Consider the following 14,506-nt stretch of genomic DNA (forward strand, 5'->3'; position numbering starts at 1 on the left):
GTTCGCCCAAGATTCAAGGAGGGTGTGATGTCAGTCGACCTCTGCCCGGACATCACCGTGGTGACGACGCGGGAGGAAGCCGCGGTCACGGTCCTGGTAGCCGACTGCCTGGGCCAGGGGAGTTCGATTTGGTGTGGCCGTCGCGCCGGGGCGGACGGCCCACCCGCACCCGTGCTGGCCGCCGGCGAGGGCGACTGCACGGTCTCGCCGGACACGCTCGACCGGTCGCTCGCCGCGTCGGCCGTTCCCGTTGCCGTATCCGGTGATCGGGAGAAGACATGGAAACACTGACGGTGGTGCCCGTCATCTACGACACGATGGGCGCGGTTGCAGGTTCGCAACCGCGCCCATGCGGTGGCCTGTGGGGTGCAGGCCGGGCTGATCTGTCGTGTCGGATCGGCCTGGGCCACTGCTCGCCGCCGGCGAGCTCGAACGCCGGCGGCTGGCCGGTCAGCTGAACTGACCGGCACCGCAACCTGTCGCCGTTGACGCCGTCGTCATGCCGGCGTCGACGGTGTTTCCGTCTCGATCGCCGCGACGGCCAGCAGCCGACCGGTGGTGGAGTCGCGGAGTTCCAGGTCGGCGATCTCGGAGAGCGGGTCGGCGACGTTCTGCCATCTGCGGGCGGTGATGGTGAAAAGCGAGCCCAGGTCGGCGTTGCCGAAGAAGCCCACCTTCTGATCGATCACCCGCCGCTGGAGGAACTGCCGCTCGCTGCGGCCGAGCCCGCGCCACAGACGCAACAGCGCCGTGTCGAAGATCGAGAAGTACGAGGCGAAGTAGACCAGCCCGGCGCCGTTGATGTCCCGTACCGCGTCCAATGCGTATTCGAAGGACTGCTCGTCCCCGCCGACCGTGAATCCCGGCGGCCCCGGAGTGCAGAAGCTGCCCGCATGACGGGCGCGGCCGACGAGCGTACGCGGTGAGAACTGATTCGGAAGTCGCGGCAGGTCGGCGTAGTCGAAATCGTGGGGGACGGTTTCGGTGAGGACCCGGTTGCTGTGCGGATGGCCACGCGCGATCCACCGGTTGAGAGTCTCCGCGTACATGCACTCCGGGTTCGGCGTCTCGTAGACCTCCGCCGGGTCGAGGAACGCGGTGCCGAGGCCGGAGCCGGCGGGCGCGAGCCGATGCAACGTGAGAACCGAGCCGCCGCCGAACTGGAAGACCCTCGACGTCACCTCGAGCTCGTCGCCGAAGGCCAGGCCGTGCGGATGAACGGCCTTCCCGCCACGCACCCGGTAGTAGTAGAACGAGAGGTAGGTCGGTTGGCCCTCCGCGGTACGGGCGGCGTGCACGTTGGTGCGGCAGGCTTCGGCCACCGATTCCCACGTCCAGTCCCCGATCCGTCCGAAGATCAGTGAGCCACCGCTGCACATTCCCGGCGCGACGACCACCTTTCGGGAAAGGGCTGTGTTCTCTGGCGTCATCTCACCGCTCCAGTCGTGAGTGATTCCGGTGCGTTGCGGACGCGCCACTGGTGTGCCGCCGCGAGGAACGCGTCGTTGTCCGAGGGCGAACCGATCGACACCCGGACGCCGTCACCGTCGAAGACCCGCAGCTCGATGCCGGCCCGTGCACACCAACGGCCGAACGGTCCCGCGTTCTCGCCGAGCCCGAGCCACACGAAGTTGGCCTGGCTGGCGGGAACCGTGAAGCCGTCGGCCAGCAGGGCCGCCCGCACGCGGGTACGCTCGGCGATCGTCTCTCGGACACGCGTCAGGAGCACCTCCTCGAGGCCGAGGGCGGCGACTGCCGCGTGCTGGGCCGGCCCGCTCACCGCATAGGGCAGCGACATCTCGCGCAGCGACGCCACGATACGTGGGGCGCCGATGAGATAGCCGACCCGAAGTCCTGCCAGGCCGTACGCCTTCGAGAACGTGCGCAGGACCACCAGGTTCGGATACGTGTCGCACAGCGCCATGCCGCCGGTCCCGACCGGCTCGTCGACGTACTCGAAATACGCCTCGTCGAGGGCCACCAGGCAGGTCGGCGGGACGCGATCGAGGAACGCGCGCAGCCGGTCCAGGCCGACCAGCGTACCCGTGGGGTTGTTGGGATTGCAGATGACGGCCAGCCGGGTGGTGGAGGTGATGCGATCGGCCATGGCGGTGAGGTCGTGCGCGTCGTCGGCCAGCGGCACCTGCTCCGAGTGGATCCCCAGATGGCCGGCGAGGACCGGGTAGTACTCGAAGGACCGCCAGGCGTAGACGGCCGTCGCACCCGGCCCGGCGAGCTGGAACAACGCCTGGAGCAACGCACAGGACCCGGCGCCCACCGCCACCCGATCCGGCTCGACACCGTGCCGGTGAGCGAGCGCCAGGGTCAGGTCGGCACACGCCGGGTCGGGATAGCGGTTGACGTCCCGGCCGCTCGCCGCGACCGTGGCGACGATGTCCGGCAACGGGCTGTGCGATGACTCGTTGCGTGACAGGACCCGCGTGACGGCATGGGGCGGTCCGGCGGGCTCACGCACGACAGCGCTCCGCGACCAGATCGGCGATGTCGCCGACCGTCGCGAGTTCCAGCAGTTCGTAGTCGGAGATCTCGATGTCCAGCCGCTTGCTGAGCAGGGCCGACAGCTCGACCACGGCGAGGGAGTCGAGGCCCACCTCGGCGCGATCGGCCGTGGCGACGACGTCCTCGGTCCGCATCTGCAGATCCTCGACCAGGATGGTCTTGAGTTGGTCAAACATGGCTTGCCATCCGTTCACTCCGGCCCGTGGGCCCGGCACGCAGCGTGAGTGCCACGTCCTCGATGAGGTCCTCCTGCCCGGCCACCGCTTGCAGGCGGCCCAGTTCGAAGAAGACGTCGCGCGGATCGACGCCCTCGCGGGCGGCGACGTCCAGCACCCGGTTCTTGAAGCCGGAGAACACCCCGGCGAGACCACTCACCACGCCGATCGAATCGATGGTGGGCGGTGCGGGCATCAGCTCCCGCTCGGCGATGTCCGCCGCGTCCAGCAGTCGATAGAGGTCGATGCCGGTGTCGTAGCCCAGCCGCTCGAGCACGGGCACGAGAACTTCCAGCTGCGTGTTGCCGGCCCCCGCGCCGAACCCCCGGGCGCAAGCGTCCAGGATGGTGGCCCCTGCCTCGGCGGCGGCGATCGAGTTCGCCACCGCCATACCGAGATTGTTGTGCCCGTGGAACATCACCGGCACGTCGACGGCGGACCGGATGGCCGCGATACGCGTGGTCACATCCGCCGGCAGGTAGTAGCCGGAGGAATCGAGGATGCCCACGCCTGTCGCGCCGAACCCGACGAGCCGCGCACACTCCTCGGCCAGGCGCTCGGGATTCGCCATGTGGCTCATCAGCAGAACGCCGTGTGCATCGACGCCCGCGTCGCGCAGGAGCCCGAGGTGCCGTTCGGCCAGGTTGCCCTCGGTGCAGTGGGTGCCGATACGGACGAGGTCGACGTCGTACGAGATGGCCTGCCGGATGTTCTCGGTCGTGCCCCAGCCCGGCAGCATGAACACACCGAGCTTGCTGGTCGTCAACGCCTCCCGGACCACCGACAGCATCGCCTCGTCGCTGAGGAGGGCTCGGCCGGCCTGCAGGGACGAGGCGCCCAGGCCGTTGCCGTGCCCCACCTCGACGACGGGTATCCCGGCGGCGTCCGCGGCCTTAGCGTACGCGCGAAGTTGCTCCCGCCCGAGCTGGTGGCGGACGGCGTGGTGTCCGTCGCGCAACGTCGGGTCGTGGATCAGGATCGGTTGTCTGGGCGAACTCTCCGTGGCTTGCTGGCTCATGACACCACCTCCATGACCTCGATCGATCGGCGTTCCACCGCACAACGCTCAGCGACCCGTATCGCTGCGGAGTTGATGATGTCGAGGTTGCCCGCGTAGGCGGGTATCTGGTCGCCTGCGGAGGTCACCTCCACGGCGATGAACGCCTTGCTGTCGTTCACGATGCAGCTCGTCACGGTGTAGCCGGTGGCGAAGGCACGGACGTCGGCGGCGGCGGCCGCCACGAGCGGGTGCACCGAATCGTGTGTCAGCCCCTCGCCGACCAGGGACATGGCCACCCTGAAGGTCGCCGGAGGACGAGCCGGGCTGATGTTGAGGATTGCCTTCACGTCCCCGACGCCGGTGAACTCGCGGAGCGCGTCCTGAGTGGTTTCCACGTACTCATCGAGGTTCAACCTGGTCCCGCGGCCGACGCTGAGCGTCGCGGCGGTCGCGACCACCTCCACGTAGTCGATCCGGTGGGCTCGTGCGATCGCCCGTACGATCGGCACCGACGCCTGCCCGCCGCAGCTCACCATGTTGAGGTCGCGGTGAGCGGCGACGTCCGCGCCGTTCACGGTGGGGACGACCATGCGCCCGATCCGGCTGGGCGTCAGGTCGACCAGCAGCGTGCCGAGCGGCGCCAGCGCGGCGGCGTGTTCGGCGTGCGAGCCGGCGTTGGTGGCGTCGAAGACCACGTCGAGCGGTTCGTCGAGGTCGGCCAGTGAAGGTAGGCCCCGGCTCGCGACCGGCAGCCCCAGCCGAGCGGCCTGCTTGAGGCCCGGGCTTTCGGCCGTCCGGCCGGCGATGAGGTGCAGGTCCAGTACGGGGGACCGCTCGACTTTCATCGCCAGGTCGACGCCGATGAGCCCGGCGCCGAGCACCCCAACTGACAGCCGTCGTTCTGAGTTCATCGAGGGGATCGCCTTCCTACCCGGGTCGTGACTACGCATTTGCCACTTGCAGAGTGACCGTGCCCAGATGATCGAATTCGGCGGTGTAGGTGTCACCGGGGCTCAACGGGACCGCGGCGTGCAGGGCACCGGTCATGATCAGCTGCCCGGCCTCCAGCGTGACGCCGCTCTCGCCCAGCAGGTTCGCCAGCAACGCCACCACCGCCACCGGGTCGCCCAGCGCGTCGGCGCCGCGGCCGGACGCGACCAGCTCCCCGTTGCGGCGGAAGGCCATTCGCACGAGCCGGTAGTCCAGCTCCGCGCGGGCCGGGATCGAGCGTCCCAGCACGGCTGCGCCGTTCGAGGCGAGGTCGGCGATCGTGTCGCCCAGCCGGATGCGCCAATCCGTGATCCGGGAGTCGACGATCTCGAGACCGGCGATGACCTCTCCGATCGCCGCGTGGGCCTGCTCCACAGTGACGCCAGGACCGGTCAACGGGCTTGCCAGACGAAAGACGATCTCGGCTTCCACCTTCGGCGAGATGAACTCGCCACGAGCGAAGCACGTACCGTCCGTGCGGACGGTCGAGGCGAACACCGGCCCGTAGTCCGGGGCGTGGACCCCGAACATCTCCTGCATCGAGGCGGAGGTGAGCCCTGCCTTGTAGCCGATCACACGCTCGCCGTCGGCGATCAGCAATTCGGTCAGCCTACGCTGGACGGCGTATCCGCCCGCCGCGTCGAGCGTGGGGCAGGCGTCGGTGAACGGAGCGATCGGTACGCGTTTCCTCCGCGCCTCGTACAGGGCCATGGCCATGCGCTCGGCGTCGTGCTCCGCTAGGGCCGGTGATCCGCCGCTGCGGCTCATCGCGTGGCCACGAAGAGGCGGCTGCCGGGCATCCGCAGGGGGGTGCTGGTCACGTCGGAGAAACCGGCCTGCCGGAAGAGTTCGCACCACTGGTTCTCGGCCGGCAGCCGTACGCCCATGGAGCTCTCATGGAGATAGCTGAACAGGGCGCTGAAGGCGCGCTCGCCCGGAGTGTCCACATACGGCACCGCGTCGGTGATCACCAGGCAGCCGCCGTCGGCGAGGTGCTCGCGGCACGCCCGCAGGACACCCGCGAAGACCTCGGGAGTCTGGGCGACGTCGTGCATGACGAAGCCGGCGTGGACGATGTCCGCGCCGTCGAGTGGACCGGGGTCGTCGACGAGCGTTTCGACGGACCGGTTGACCACCGTGAGCCGGTCGCCCACCTGGGCGCGGCGACCGGCGCGTTCGGCCTCCTCACACGCCCCCGAGCTGAGGTCCAGGGCCACGCCGGTGCTGGTGGGCAGCTCGGTCAGGAGCCGGATCAGAAGCGCGCCCGCGCCGGCGCCGAGATCGACGATGCGCCGGGGCTTGCGGTTGATGATCTCGGACAACACACCGGGGTAGAAGCCGTGCGAGCCGATCCAGCGGGACGAGACCGCCACGCGTCGGCCGTCGCGCTGGTGTTGCCGGCCGGCCGCTTCCGGTTCGCGCAGGAATCGCTCGGCGTGATCGATGTACGGACGGTTCGCATTGAGCGACCAGGACAGGTAACCCGCCTCGTACCGCCGGTCCGCGAGGTCCGCGCAGGGCGCGAACGGCCCGGTCTCGGCGTCGCGCTCCAGCAGCCCGGCGGCGACCATGGCGTGCAGGAAGGGCAGGGTGCGAGCTTCGGCAACGCCGGCCGCGGTCGTTGCCTCGGCCAGCGTGAACGGCGTCCCACGATCGAGAAGCGGCGAAAGACCCAGATTCTCGGCGATCTCCAGAAGAGTGGCATTCGCAGCAAGATCCGCAGCGATTTCACTGACGTCAGAACTGATCACTTATTCACCCACGTCCCGCCGATTCGGCGATTGTTCGGTATCGACCCTTGCTTTTCCGGTTCGCGTCCGTTGAGGCAGGAGGCCGGCGATGCCGCAGGGGGTGTCGAGCCTCGAAGCTCCGGTCCGCTCACGTGTTCGGAGAACTCGACCACGCCGATCGTCGCGTCCGGCTTGTCGTGGCGAATTATCGTCGCTGGTGCATCGCGCACGGCCGGATGCCCTGCCAAAGTGGATGCGAGCTCTGCCAGGTCATCCATCAACCGTTCCTTCCGCAACGGCGGCTATCCGCGTTTTCGGCAAGGATCTACAACGGTTGTCAATGTGCCACGGGAAACGCGACCGACTGCAGAGAAGAATCGGCAGACATACGGGAAGACGTCGACTGTCGTTGCTTCCTGTCGCCTGCCGTTCGTCGATCGTGTCGCGGGCACGGCGGCCGGCCGGCTATCGGGCGGTGGGCGCGGACACCGCCGCCACCGGGTCGGCTGCCGTCTGAGCCGGCCCGTTCGGCGTACCAGGGCAGGAGGACCGGCGGTGCGCGACGATAGCGAGTCGATGGTCCGCTATCGTCCTGCGCCGGCGGCTGACAGCGAGTCGACAGCGACCAGTTAGCTCGTCGCGGAACCATACGCCCAGGACATTCCGACGCCACGCCACGCCACGGCGCGGCGACGAAGGAGGCGTGATGGGCGAACCGATGTGGGTCAACGTCGTGGCGACCGACCCCGTGCTGGAGGCGGGCGTGACGAGCGCGATGCTCGGGTGCCCGGACATCGCCGTGGTGACGACGCGGGAGAGGGCCGTGGTCACGGTCCTGGTGGTCGACCATCTGGGCCAGGACGCGCTGGATTCGGTGCGGGCAGTCCGTGCCGGGGCGGACCGGCCCGAGGTGGTGCTCGTAGTGCCCGAGGTGGAACCGGCTGACGCGCTGCGGGCCATCGCGGCCGGTGCGCGCGGCCTGCTCCGGCGCCGGGAGGCGACCGCGGACCGGCTCACCCGCACCGTGCTGGCCGCCGGTGCGGGGGACTGTACGGTCTCGCCGGACATGCTCGACCGGTTGCTCGCCGCGCCGGCCGTTCCCGCCGGCACCCTCGCGTCGAACATCAGCGACCGCGAGCGCGCGGTACTGCGGCTGCTCGCCGACGGGCGGGAGACCGGCGAGATCGCGCAGGAGCTGTGCTACTCGACGCGCACCGTGACGAGTGTCGTGCACGACATCACGCGGCGGTTCCGGCTGCGCAACCGGGCCCACGCGGTGGCCTTCGCCCTGCGGGCCGGGATGCTGTGAACGGCGAACAGGGGAAGAGCATGACGGCACCGACCGCGCATGTGGTGGCCCCGGACGCGACCATCCGGGCCGAGGTGCTGGCCGCGCTGCGGCAGGCCGGTATCACGTCGGTGCCCGAGCCGGACGGATCACCGGACACCGTCATCGTCACAGCGGTCGCTACGGTGAGTGAGGCGCTGGTGGCGTGCCCGCCGCAGCCGCGGTCCGCGCCACAGGGGACGCTGGTGATCGCGGACCGCTTCTCGCCGGCGGACGTGGTACGCGTACTGCGTTCGGGGACTCTGGTGATGCTCCGGTTCGCCGACGCCACACCGAGCCGATTGGCCGCCGCGTTGCAGGCGGCCCGGGACGGGGAGGTTCGGTTGCCGCACGAGGTGCTGGTCGGGGTGCTCGGTGGCGCCGGTACACCGGACCCGGCCGGAACGTCCCGGGCGGCCGGCCGGTCACCGCTGACGCCCCGGCAGACGAGGGTGCTCGCGTTGATGGCCGAGGGCCAGGACAACGCGATGATCGCCCGGTCGCTGCTGTGTTCCAACCACACGGTGAAGAACGTCATCTACGACATGATGGCGCGGTTGCAGGTTCGCAATCGCGCCCACGCCGTGGCCTGCGGGGTAGAGGCCGGGTTGATCTGAGTCTGTCGGTCCGCGGCTTCACGCTGGCGTGAAGCCGCGGCGGACTTGGGCTGGAGTGAGTCGCTCGGGTGCGGTCGGTCGTTCCCATGGTCTGGCCGTAGGACACGGTCGGCACGGATCCGCCCGATCAGCGTCACGAGCGGTCTCGAAAGCCGTGGCGTCGGCCGGCCGGTGTCACCACTCGGCCGGCCGACGGATGTCACCGGCCGGCGCCGGCGCTCGGTCGCCGATGACCCGCAACAGGTCAGCCGGCTCGGTCGCATAGCTCAACCCAGATCCGGGCAACTGCACCAGATCGGTGTCCCCGTACGCCGACCAGCCGGCCAGTGCCTCCAGTTCGATGCCTTGGTCCAGCCACCGAATCGCGGTCAGCGGGCAGCGCAGCGGTACCGGGCGGGGCATCCGATAGGCCCGCAACGCGGCCAGTTCGGCCCGGAGCGCCCGCACGCCCGTCGCAACGATCGATGGCAGCGGGATGCCGCCCATGGCCACCGCGGTCGCCAGCGCACGCTCGGTCAGCTCATCGTCGGTCGGTTCGGCGTGCGCCTCGCCGGCATATCGGCTGAGATACTGGGGTGCGGGACAGCCCGATACGAACAGGCGCAGCGGTGCCGGCGCGCCCCGCCGGTCCAATTCGACCGCGACCTGGTAGCCCAGCAGCGCGGCGCTCTCGTGGCCGAACAACGCGAAGTTCTCGACCCCTCGGCGCATGAGGTCGGCCACGAGCTCCGCGGCCCGCTCCGGCAGCCCTGAAGGCGCCGGTGTGGCTGAGGCCGCGGACCTCGTCCCCGGTGCTTCGCCGCCTGGGCCACCCGCGGCCGGCGTGCGGACAACGCACCACGGGCCGACGGTGTCGGGCCACCGATCGAACTGGAAGTCGCCGTTACCGGCGCTGGGAATGCAGATCAGCGCTGCGGTGCCGGCATGCGGGGGATCGGTGCGGTGGTCCAACCATGAGGCCATGAGGAAGGTCGCCTTCGTTGACGGAGAGTAGGCAATTGTTGCTCAATCGTCGCTCCGAGCGCCTCCATGTCGCTATCGCCGATCGGGCAAGTCCCGGTCGGCGAGGAAAGCGTCATGATGGGGAGCTGAAAACGGTCGGCGATAGTTTTGTTCCTGTCGGCGGCAGCCGGCACGAGAGCCGAAGCAGACAAGGGGTACCGAGTTGCGAGTATCAATGGTTTCCGGCCCGCGCCTGATCACCACGCCGCCCGCATCGGTGGTCGCCGCTCCCGACGACACTCCGTGGGGCTGATCAGCCTCTCCTGGAGAGGCTCACGGAGGGCTGCCACAGAGGTGGCCCTCCGTCGGTTTGTGCCACCTGTCATGACGAAACCGGCAATGGTTCGGCCATCGCTACGGCAATTTTGCGTGGTCCGGTGAACGGTTCGCGGCCGTGGGCCGAAAGCATATTGTCCACGATAAGTACGTCGCCACGTTGCCAATCGAATCGGCGCTGGGCGGCGCGGTAACAGTCGCGCAGGTGCGCCACGATCTCGTCGGGGATCGGTCCGCCATCTCCGTAGTACGTGTTGGTGGGCAGGTCCGCCTCGTCGAACATCTCCCGTAACCCCTCACAGTCCTCCTCGGGCAGCGTGGTCACGTGGAAGAACGTGAGGTGGTTGAACCAGACGGTCTCGCCGGTCACAGGGTGCTGATGCACCGCCCGTCGGCGGGCCGTCGTACGCAGGCCGGTGCGCCCGATCCACTGAACCTCCACACCGCTGCGCGCACAGTAGCGCTCGACCTCTGCCCGGTCGGTGGTGTTGAACGCCTGTTGCCACGGCACGCCGAAGCCCTCGGTGAAGTTGCGCACCACGGTCCAGCCGCGCCGGGTGAATTCCTCCCGCACGGCCGGGTCGATCGACCGCAGGATCCGGCGGGTGTCGGCGAGCGGAGTGGCGCCCAGCGTGTCGGGCGGGGTGATGCAGTAGAAGAACAACGTCAACGGCCAGGTCGCCTGGTACGAGTTCTCGTTGTGCAGGAAGATCTCCTCGGTCGGCGGGTAGTCCGTCGACGTGTAGACCTGGCCCTCGATGGTGCTGCGCGGTGACGACCGCTCGGCATAGGACAGCGGCGCGCCGGACACCGCCCGGACGACTCGCTCGAACCCGCTGACGTCGCCGATGTCGAAGCCGCGCAGCAGGACCGCGCCGTGGGTGCGCAGCTGCCGACGGACCGAGTCCCGGACCCCTGCGAGATGACTCGCGGCCGGTACGCCGTCGGTGGGCGCGGTCAGCACACCGGGCAGTGCCGACTCATCGGCTGACGCCGCGGGCACGAGGCGCGCGGGCGTGATCATGCTCGTGGTCACCCGTCGGCTCCCTTCGTTGAATCTGTTGGGCGGATGGGGATCAGCAGAGCCCCGGGTCGACGGTTCTGAAGTTCCGGCCGGATCCCTGGCAGCACGCGCCGATCCATGCGGCCGGGTCATCGGGGTCACCGGGGACGCGTTCGTAGATGACGTAGTGCTGTGGCGCTATCGCCGTCGGATACGCCTTCAGCGCCGCCATGCAAGCGGCATGGGCCTGTTCGGGTGTGCGTACGGACTCGGTCCGCGCCAGATGAGCGACCAACGGCAGGCCGTTCACGGCTGCGAAAACCTTTGCACCGGTGGACGCCAGCCCGTCGTCGAGCAGCCGTTGCACTTCGGCCACCTCGACCCAGCAGCCGTCCACGAGCAGCCAGCCGGGGCCCCGCTGTACCGGGCTGAGCGGGATCGAGCCGCGGATCCCGCGGGCGTCGAGGTCACCGGAGCCGGCCGCGATCAACAGGTTCTCGACCGCCACGAGCAGCGATTCGACCTCGTCGTCGGAGATGCGGCCGGTGTCGCTGCTCCAACAGCCGAGACGCAACTGTCCGTCGGTCCCATAGAGATCGAACCGGATCAGCGTGGTCCCGACGGGCATCGGTTGCCGCCGGAGTCGCGTCGCGCGCCGCGCGGCGTCCAGTTCACCCGGCGTGGGCACCGATGCCGTGGCCCTGCCGGCCGCCGGACCCGACTCGATGACAAGGTTGTTGAACAGCGGCTCGCAGTCGAATGCGACGCCGCGCTCGTGTTCGATCCGATGTGCGATGGCCCTCTGCCGGTCCACGTCGTAGCGTCCGTGCCGGCTGGCATCGATCACCGCGGCCCACGCCTGCCGGACCAGCCGGTCGAAGGTGGTGTCACTGATCGTGAGCGTGATCAACGCGAGCTGCGCGAGGCTGCCGACGTGCTGCCGGAGGTGCGGCTCGAAGCGATTGGCGGACAGGGTGGGGAGCACGAGCTCCCGGGTGCCGGTGCGGTGCGAGAGCACCGCGCCGATCGCGGCCAGCACGACGCTGGCGCGACTCGTCCTGGTGCGCGCCGTCACCGCTCGCAACGCCATCCCGGCCGCGGTGGAGGTCATCTCGACGGCTACTGACCCGTTGCCGGCGGCGACCCGCGGGACGGGGTACAGACACTGCGGCATGCGGGAGAACCCGTCCTTCCAGTAGCGCAGAACCGATTCCTCGTGCCGCAACGCCTTGGGTGTGCGTTCCAGGGCGACCAGGTCCAACGGCTGGATCGGTGGTCCGCCGGCCGGCCGTGCGGTGCGATCACGGATCAGGTCCGCGAACTCCCGCTTGATGATCTCCATCGCCTGATAGTCGACCGCGAGATGCGAGCAGCCGATCACCGCGGCCCGCACCACGCAGGCGGAGCTGCTGGACGCGTCACTCGGCAGCACCGCGAGGGCGGCCCGGACCGGCAGTTCGCCTGTGCGGTACGCGCCCGCGGCGCGCAACCGCCGGGTGAGGTCCCTGGACAGGCCGGCCCGGTCGACGAGTTGTGGGTCAGCGGCCTCGATTGCGTAAACCTCGACGACAAGGTCGCCGGTGGCGTGCACGAACTGCTGTGGTTCGACGCCGTCGACGTACGTCGTACGAAGTCCTTCGTGCCGTTCGACCAGAATTGCGAGTGCCTCGGCGACGTCATCGACCACGGCTGCGGCCGGAACGTCGAGTTCCCCCGCGACGGCCGCGAAGAAATGCTCCGACTCGCCGCGCAGCCACTGCAGAACGTTGTATTGGCCGATGTTGAGCGGCCCCTCGGCTGCTCGCGTTCCGTTGAACCGCACGGTCACCGAAGACCGCGGGACCAGGCTCACCGATCGCTCCCGGCGGCGGGGACCGCGGGTTCGGGTTGCCTGGTGGGTCGGCGTCGCCCGAGTGCTCGGCGCGGCACTGTCGACATGCCCTGGTGAGACCATGTGCGCCAGGTTATTGAGCGGTCCGCGTCGCGCAGTAGAGAAGGACCGGCAGCGACTCGTGGGTCGGATCGTGTGCGTTGTTCTGCCGGTTGTTCTCTGCGTGCGCCAGGCTCTGCGGGCCATCATCGACCTGCGTCCATCATGTGTGCGCCGGCTCGGTCTGCCGCGTGGGCTTGCGTTTCGCCCACTACGGCCGGCCCGCCCGGCATGTCGCCGACCGCCGGGTGGATGACGACACACTCGATCGTGGGAGGCCCGAATGAGCATATCGATCCGCCAGCGGATGGCCGATATCGCGGAAATGTCAACCGACAGGCCCGCGGTCGTCGGCTTCGACGAGAACTCCGTCGAGCAGGTACTGACGTGGCGGGAGCTGGCCGAGCGGAGCGGCCGGCGGGCGGACGCACTGGTGGACGCCGCCGCACGAGGGACCGGTCCGGGCGTGGTCGCGATCGAGGCGAACAACACGATCCAGGCGGTGGTCGACATCGTGGCTGTCCTGTCCGCGGAGCTGCCACTGCTGCCGCTGAACCCGGCCTCGCCCGCCCCCGAGCGGGAGAAACTCCTCAACTTCATCGGTCAGACGTACGGGCAGGCTCAGCTCATCGACGCCGAGGCCGACGCCGACGCCGATCGGCCGGGGCGGTCGCCGGCGTCGATGGCCAACCGGATCGCCTACCTGCTGCCGACCGGCGGCAGTTCCGGCCGGCCGAAGATCGCGATTCGCCCCGGACCGCTCGTCTACGATCCGCACCAGGTGCCGCTGCCGTTGCGCCGCCGCGCCGGCTGGCGATCCGGTCAGCGGCAACTGATCCTCGGCCCGTTGCACCATGCGGCCCCGTTCACCACGCTGCTGGACGGGCTCCTCGACGGTAACACCACCGTTCTGCCGCCGTACTTTCTGCCGGCATGGACGGTGGAGCTGGTCGAGCGCTACGCGGTGGAATGGATCCAGCTCACCCCGGCGCACATGCGCACCATCCTGATGCTTCTCCAGCCCGACCCGGCATCCTTCACCAGCGTGCGCACGGTGATGCACACGGCCGCGTCGTGCGACTCGTTCACCAAGAAGAGGTGGATCGAGCTGGTCGGGCCGCAACATCTGTACGAGGTGTACAGCTCGACCGAGAACATCGGCGGCACGCTGGTGCGTGGGGACGAATGGCAACAGCGGCCCGGAACGGTGGGTCGCGGGTTCTTCACGAAGATCAGCATCAGGGACGAAGCCGGGAACCGGCTCGGCCCGGGACAGACCGGTAAGGTGTTCATGCGCGCCGGTCGGGTCTCCAGAGGAGACGCATACCTGGGCAGCCAGGTGCTGGAGACGACGGCCGACGGTTTCGCCAGCGTCGGTGACTTCGGATGGCTCGACGAGGACGGCTATCTGTTCCTCGCCCCCCGACGGCACGACGTGATCAATGTGGGCGGCGAGAAGGTCTATCCCAACGAGGTCGAGGCGCAGCTGCTGGAACACCCCGCAGTGCTGGACGCCGTGGTGGTGGCAACCGAGGAGCAATTGCTCGGGTCGACGGTCGGAGCCTACGTCGTCTGCAACCCGGGGTCGTCGGTCAGTAGCGGCGAACTGATGGCCCACTGCCGGGCCGGTCTGGTCAACTACAAGGTGCCGACGCGGGTGACCTTCGTCGATCAAGTACCGCGCTCGGCCGCCGGCAAGCTCGAACGTTGGCGGCTGGCCGGCCAGCGGGGCTGATCACGGCCCGGTCTTCACCGGCATTTCGGCCCGCTGGCGGTCGCGATCCAGGTCGGGCAGCTCCTACCGGGCTCTCCGTCGCGGCTCCGACCGCCCGCACTCACCTGCGAAACGCCTCGCGCGCAGGCGTTCTACCGCAGGCACAGCTTCTATCGTCAGCT

General features: G+C 69.2%; 15 protein-coding genes. 4 read left to right on the forward strand and 11 right to left on the reverse strand.

Going from position 1 to position 14,506, the window contains the following annotated elements:
• The first annotated feature begins 27 nt into the window (after positions 1-27).
• The gene (locus tag MCAG_RS27205; protein ID WP_007076161.1) at positions 28-291 is read left to right on the forward strand and encodes a hypothetical protein; all 264 of its coding nucleotides are present in this window, start codon (positions 28-30) and stop codon (positions 289-291) included.
• 206 nt (positions 292-497) lie between these two features.
• Here MCAG_RS27205 and MCAG_RS27210 read toward each other — a convergent pair whose 3' ends face one another.
• From MCAG_RS27210 to MCAG_RS33060, 8 genes are read right to left on the reverse strand one after another with little or no spacing between them, the layout of a single operon-like run.
• The gene (locus MCAG_RS27210) at positions 498-1,430 is read right to left on the reverse strand and encodes an LnmK family bifunctional acyltransferase/decarboxylase (RefSeq protein WP_007076163.1); all 933 of its coding nucleotides are present in this window, start codon (positions 1,428-1,430) and stop codon (positions 498-500) included.
• On the reverse strand, positions 1,427-2,476 hold the full coding sequence (locus tag MCAG_RS27215; RefSeq protein ID WP_157548281.1) for a histidinol-phosphate transaminase: 1,050 nt from the start codon (positions 2,474-2,476) through the stop codon (positions 1,427-1,429). The genes MCAG_RS27210 and MCAG_RS27215 overlap by 4 nt, the downstream gene beginning before the upstream one ends.
• Positions 2,469-2,696 (reverse strand): acyl carrier protein, encoded by a 228-nt coding sequence (locus MCAG_RS33055; RefSeq protein ID WP_036375496.1) that lies wholly within the window; start codon positions 2,694-2,696, stop codon positions 2,469-2,471. The genes MCAG_RS27215 and MCAG_RS33055 overlap by 8 nt, the downstream gene beginning before the upstream one ends.
• Positions 2,689-3,753: a 4-hydroxy-2-oxovalerate aldolase gene (dmpG, locus tag MCAG_RS27225; protein ID WP_007076165.1), complete on the reverse strand. Its 1,065-nt coding sequence runs from the start codon at positions 3,751-3,753 to the stop codon at positions 2,689-2,691. Before dmpG ends, MCAG_RS33055 begins: the two co-directional genes overlap by 8 nt.
• Positions 3,750-4,646, reverse strand: coding sequence for an acetylating acetaldehyde dehydrogenase (locus MCAG_RS27230; protein ID WP_007076166.1), 897 nt, complete (start codon positions 4,644-4,646; stop codon positions 3,750-3,752). Before MCAG_RS27230 ends, dmpG begins: the two co-directional genes overlap by 4 nt.
• Before the next feature lie 31 nt (positions 4,647-4,677).
• Complete coding sequence (locus MCAG_RS27235) at positions 4,678-5,442, reverse strand: 2-keto-4-pentenoate hydratase (protein ID WP_036375499.1); 765 nt, start codon at positions 5,440-5,442, stop codon at positions 4,678-4,680.
• A gap of 47 nt (positions 5,443-5,489) precedes the next feature.
• Positions 5,490-6,476, reverse strand: a complete 987-nt coding sequence (locus tag MCAG_RS27240; RefSeq protein WP_007076168.1) for a trans-aconitate 2-methyltransferase — start codon at positions 6,474-6,476, stop codon at positions 5,490-5,492.
• Positions 6,473-6,733 (reverse strand): hypothetical protein, encoded by a 261-nt coding sequence (locus tag MCAG_RS33060; RefSeq protein WP_157548283.1) that lies wholly within the window; start codon positions 6,731-6,733, stop codon positions 6,473-6,475. The genes MCAG_RS27240 and MCAG_RS33060 overlap by 4 nt, the downstream gene beginning before the upstream one ends.
• Before the next feature lie 428 nt (positions 6,734-7,161).
• Here MCAG_RS33060 and MCAG_RS27245 point away from each other — a divergent pair, with 428 nt between their 5' ends.
• Positions 7,162-7,764 (forward strand): LuxR C-terminal-related transcriptional regulator, encoded by a 603-nt coding sequence (locus MCAG_RS27245; RefSeq protein WP_036375502.1) that lies wholly within the window; start codon positions 7,162-7,164, stop codon positions 7,762-7,764.
• A 20-nt stretch (positions 7,765-7,784) separates the two neighbouring features.
• Positions 7,785-8,399, forward strand: a complete 615-nt coding sequence (locus tag MCAG_RS27250) for a LuxR C-terminal-related transcriptional regulator (RefSeq protein ID WP_036378096.1) — start codon at positions 7,785-7,787, stop codon at positions 8,397-8,399.
• A 174-nt stretch (positions 8,400-8,573) separates the two neighbouring features.
• Here the strand turns inward: MCAG_RS27250 and MCAG_RS27255 are convergent, their stop codons facing one another.
• The 3 genes from MCAG_RS27255 to MCAG_RS27265 form a co-directional block, all read right to left on the reverse strand.
• Positions 8,574-9,350, reverse strand: coding sequence for a thioesterase II family protein (locus MCAG_RS27255; protein WP_198141660.1), 777 nt, complete (start codon positions 9,348-9,350; stop codon positions 8,574-8,576).
• 373 nt (positions 9,351-9,723) lie between these two features.
• On the reverse strand, positions 9,724-10,701 hold the full coding sequence (locus MCAG_RS27260) for a TauD/TfdA family dioxygenase (protein WP_050778242.1): 978 nt from the start codon (positions 10,699-10,701) through the stop codon (positions 9,724-9,726).
• Positions 10,702-10,753: 52 nt separating this feature from the next.
• Positions 10,754-12,508 (reverse strand): condensation domain-containing protein, encoded by a 1,755-nt coding sequence (locus MCAG_RS27265; protein WP_036375505.1) that lies wholly within the window; start codon positions 12,506-12,508, stop codon positions 10,754-10,756.
• Positions 12,509-12,893: 385 nt separating this feature from the next.
• Here MCAG_RS27265 and MCAG_RS27270 point away from each other — a divergent pair, with 385 nt between their 5' ends.
• Positions 12,894-14,345, forward strand: coding sequence for a class I adenylate-forming enzyme family protein (locus MCAG_RS27270; RefSeq protein ID WP_007076173.1), 1,452 nt, complete (start codon positions 12,894-12,896; stop codon positions 14,343-14,345).
• The last annotated feature ends 161 nt before the right edge of the window (positions 14,346-14,506 follow it).

The organism is Micromonospora sp. ATCC 39149, from assembly GCF_000158815.1.
Lineage (GTDB): Bacteria > Actinomycetota > Actinomycetes > Mycobacteriales > Micromonosporaceae > Micromonospora.

Bases quoted from the DNA above. Each gene is read 5' to 3' on its own strand.
- MCAG_RS27205 (WP_007076161.1), top strand. From the start codon at position 28: ATGTCAGTCGACCTCTGCCCGGACATCACCGTGGTGACGACGCGGGAG.
- MCAG_RS27210 (WP_007076163.1), bottom strand. From the start codon at position 1,430: ATGACGCCAGAGAACACAGCCCTTTCCCGAAAGGTGGTCGTCGCGCCG.
- MCAG_RS33055 (WP_036375496.1), bottom strand. From the start codon at position 2,696: ATGTTTGACCAACTCAAGACCATCCTGGTCGAGGATCTGCAGATGCGG.
- dmpG (WP_007076165.1), bottom strand. From the start codon at position 3,753: ATGAGCCAGCAAGCCACGGAGAGTTCGCCCAGACAACCGATCCTGATC.
- MCAG_RS27230 (WP_007076166.1), bottom strand. From the start codon at position 4,646: ATGAACTCAGAACGACGGCTGTCAGTTGGGGTGCTCGGCGCCGGGCTC.
- MCAG_RS27235 (WP_036375499.1), bottom strand. From the start codon at position 5,442: ATGGCCATGGCCCTGTACGAGGCGCGGAGGAAACGCGTACCGATCGCT.
- MCAG_RS33060 (WP_157548283.1), bottom strand. From the start codon at position 6,733: ATGGATGACCTGGCAGAGCTCGCATCCACTTTGGCAGGGCATCCGGCC.
- MCAG_RS27245 (WP_036375502.1), top strand. From the start codon at position 7,162: ATGGGCGAACCGATGTGGGTCAACGTCGTGGCGACCGACCCCGTGCTG.
- MCAG_RS27250 (WP_036378096.1), top strand. From the start codon at position 7,785: ATGACGGCACCGACCGCGCATGTGGTGGCCCCGGACGCGACCATCCGG.
- MCAG_RS27260 (WP_050778242.1), bottom strand. From the start codon at position 10,701: ATGATCACGCCCGCGCGCCTCGTGCCCGCGGCGTCAGCCGATGAGTCG.
- MCAG_RS27270 (WP_007076173.1), top strand. From the start codon at position 12,894: ATGAGCATATCGATCCGCCAGCGGATGGCCGATATCGCGGAAATGTCA.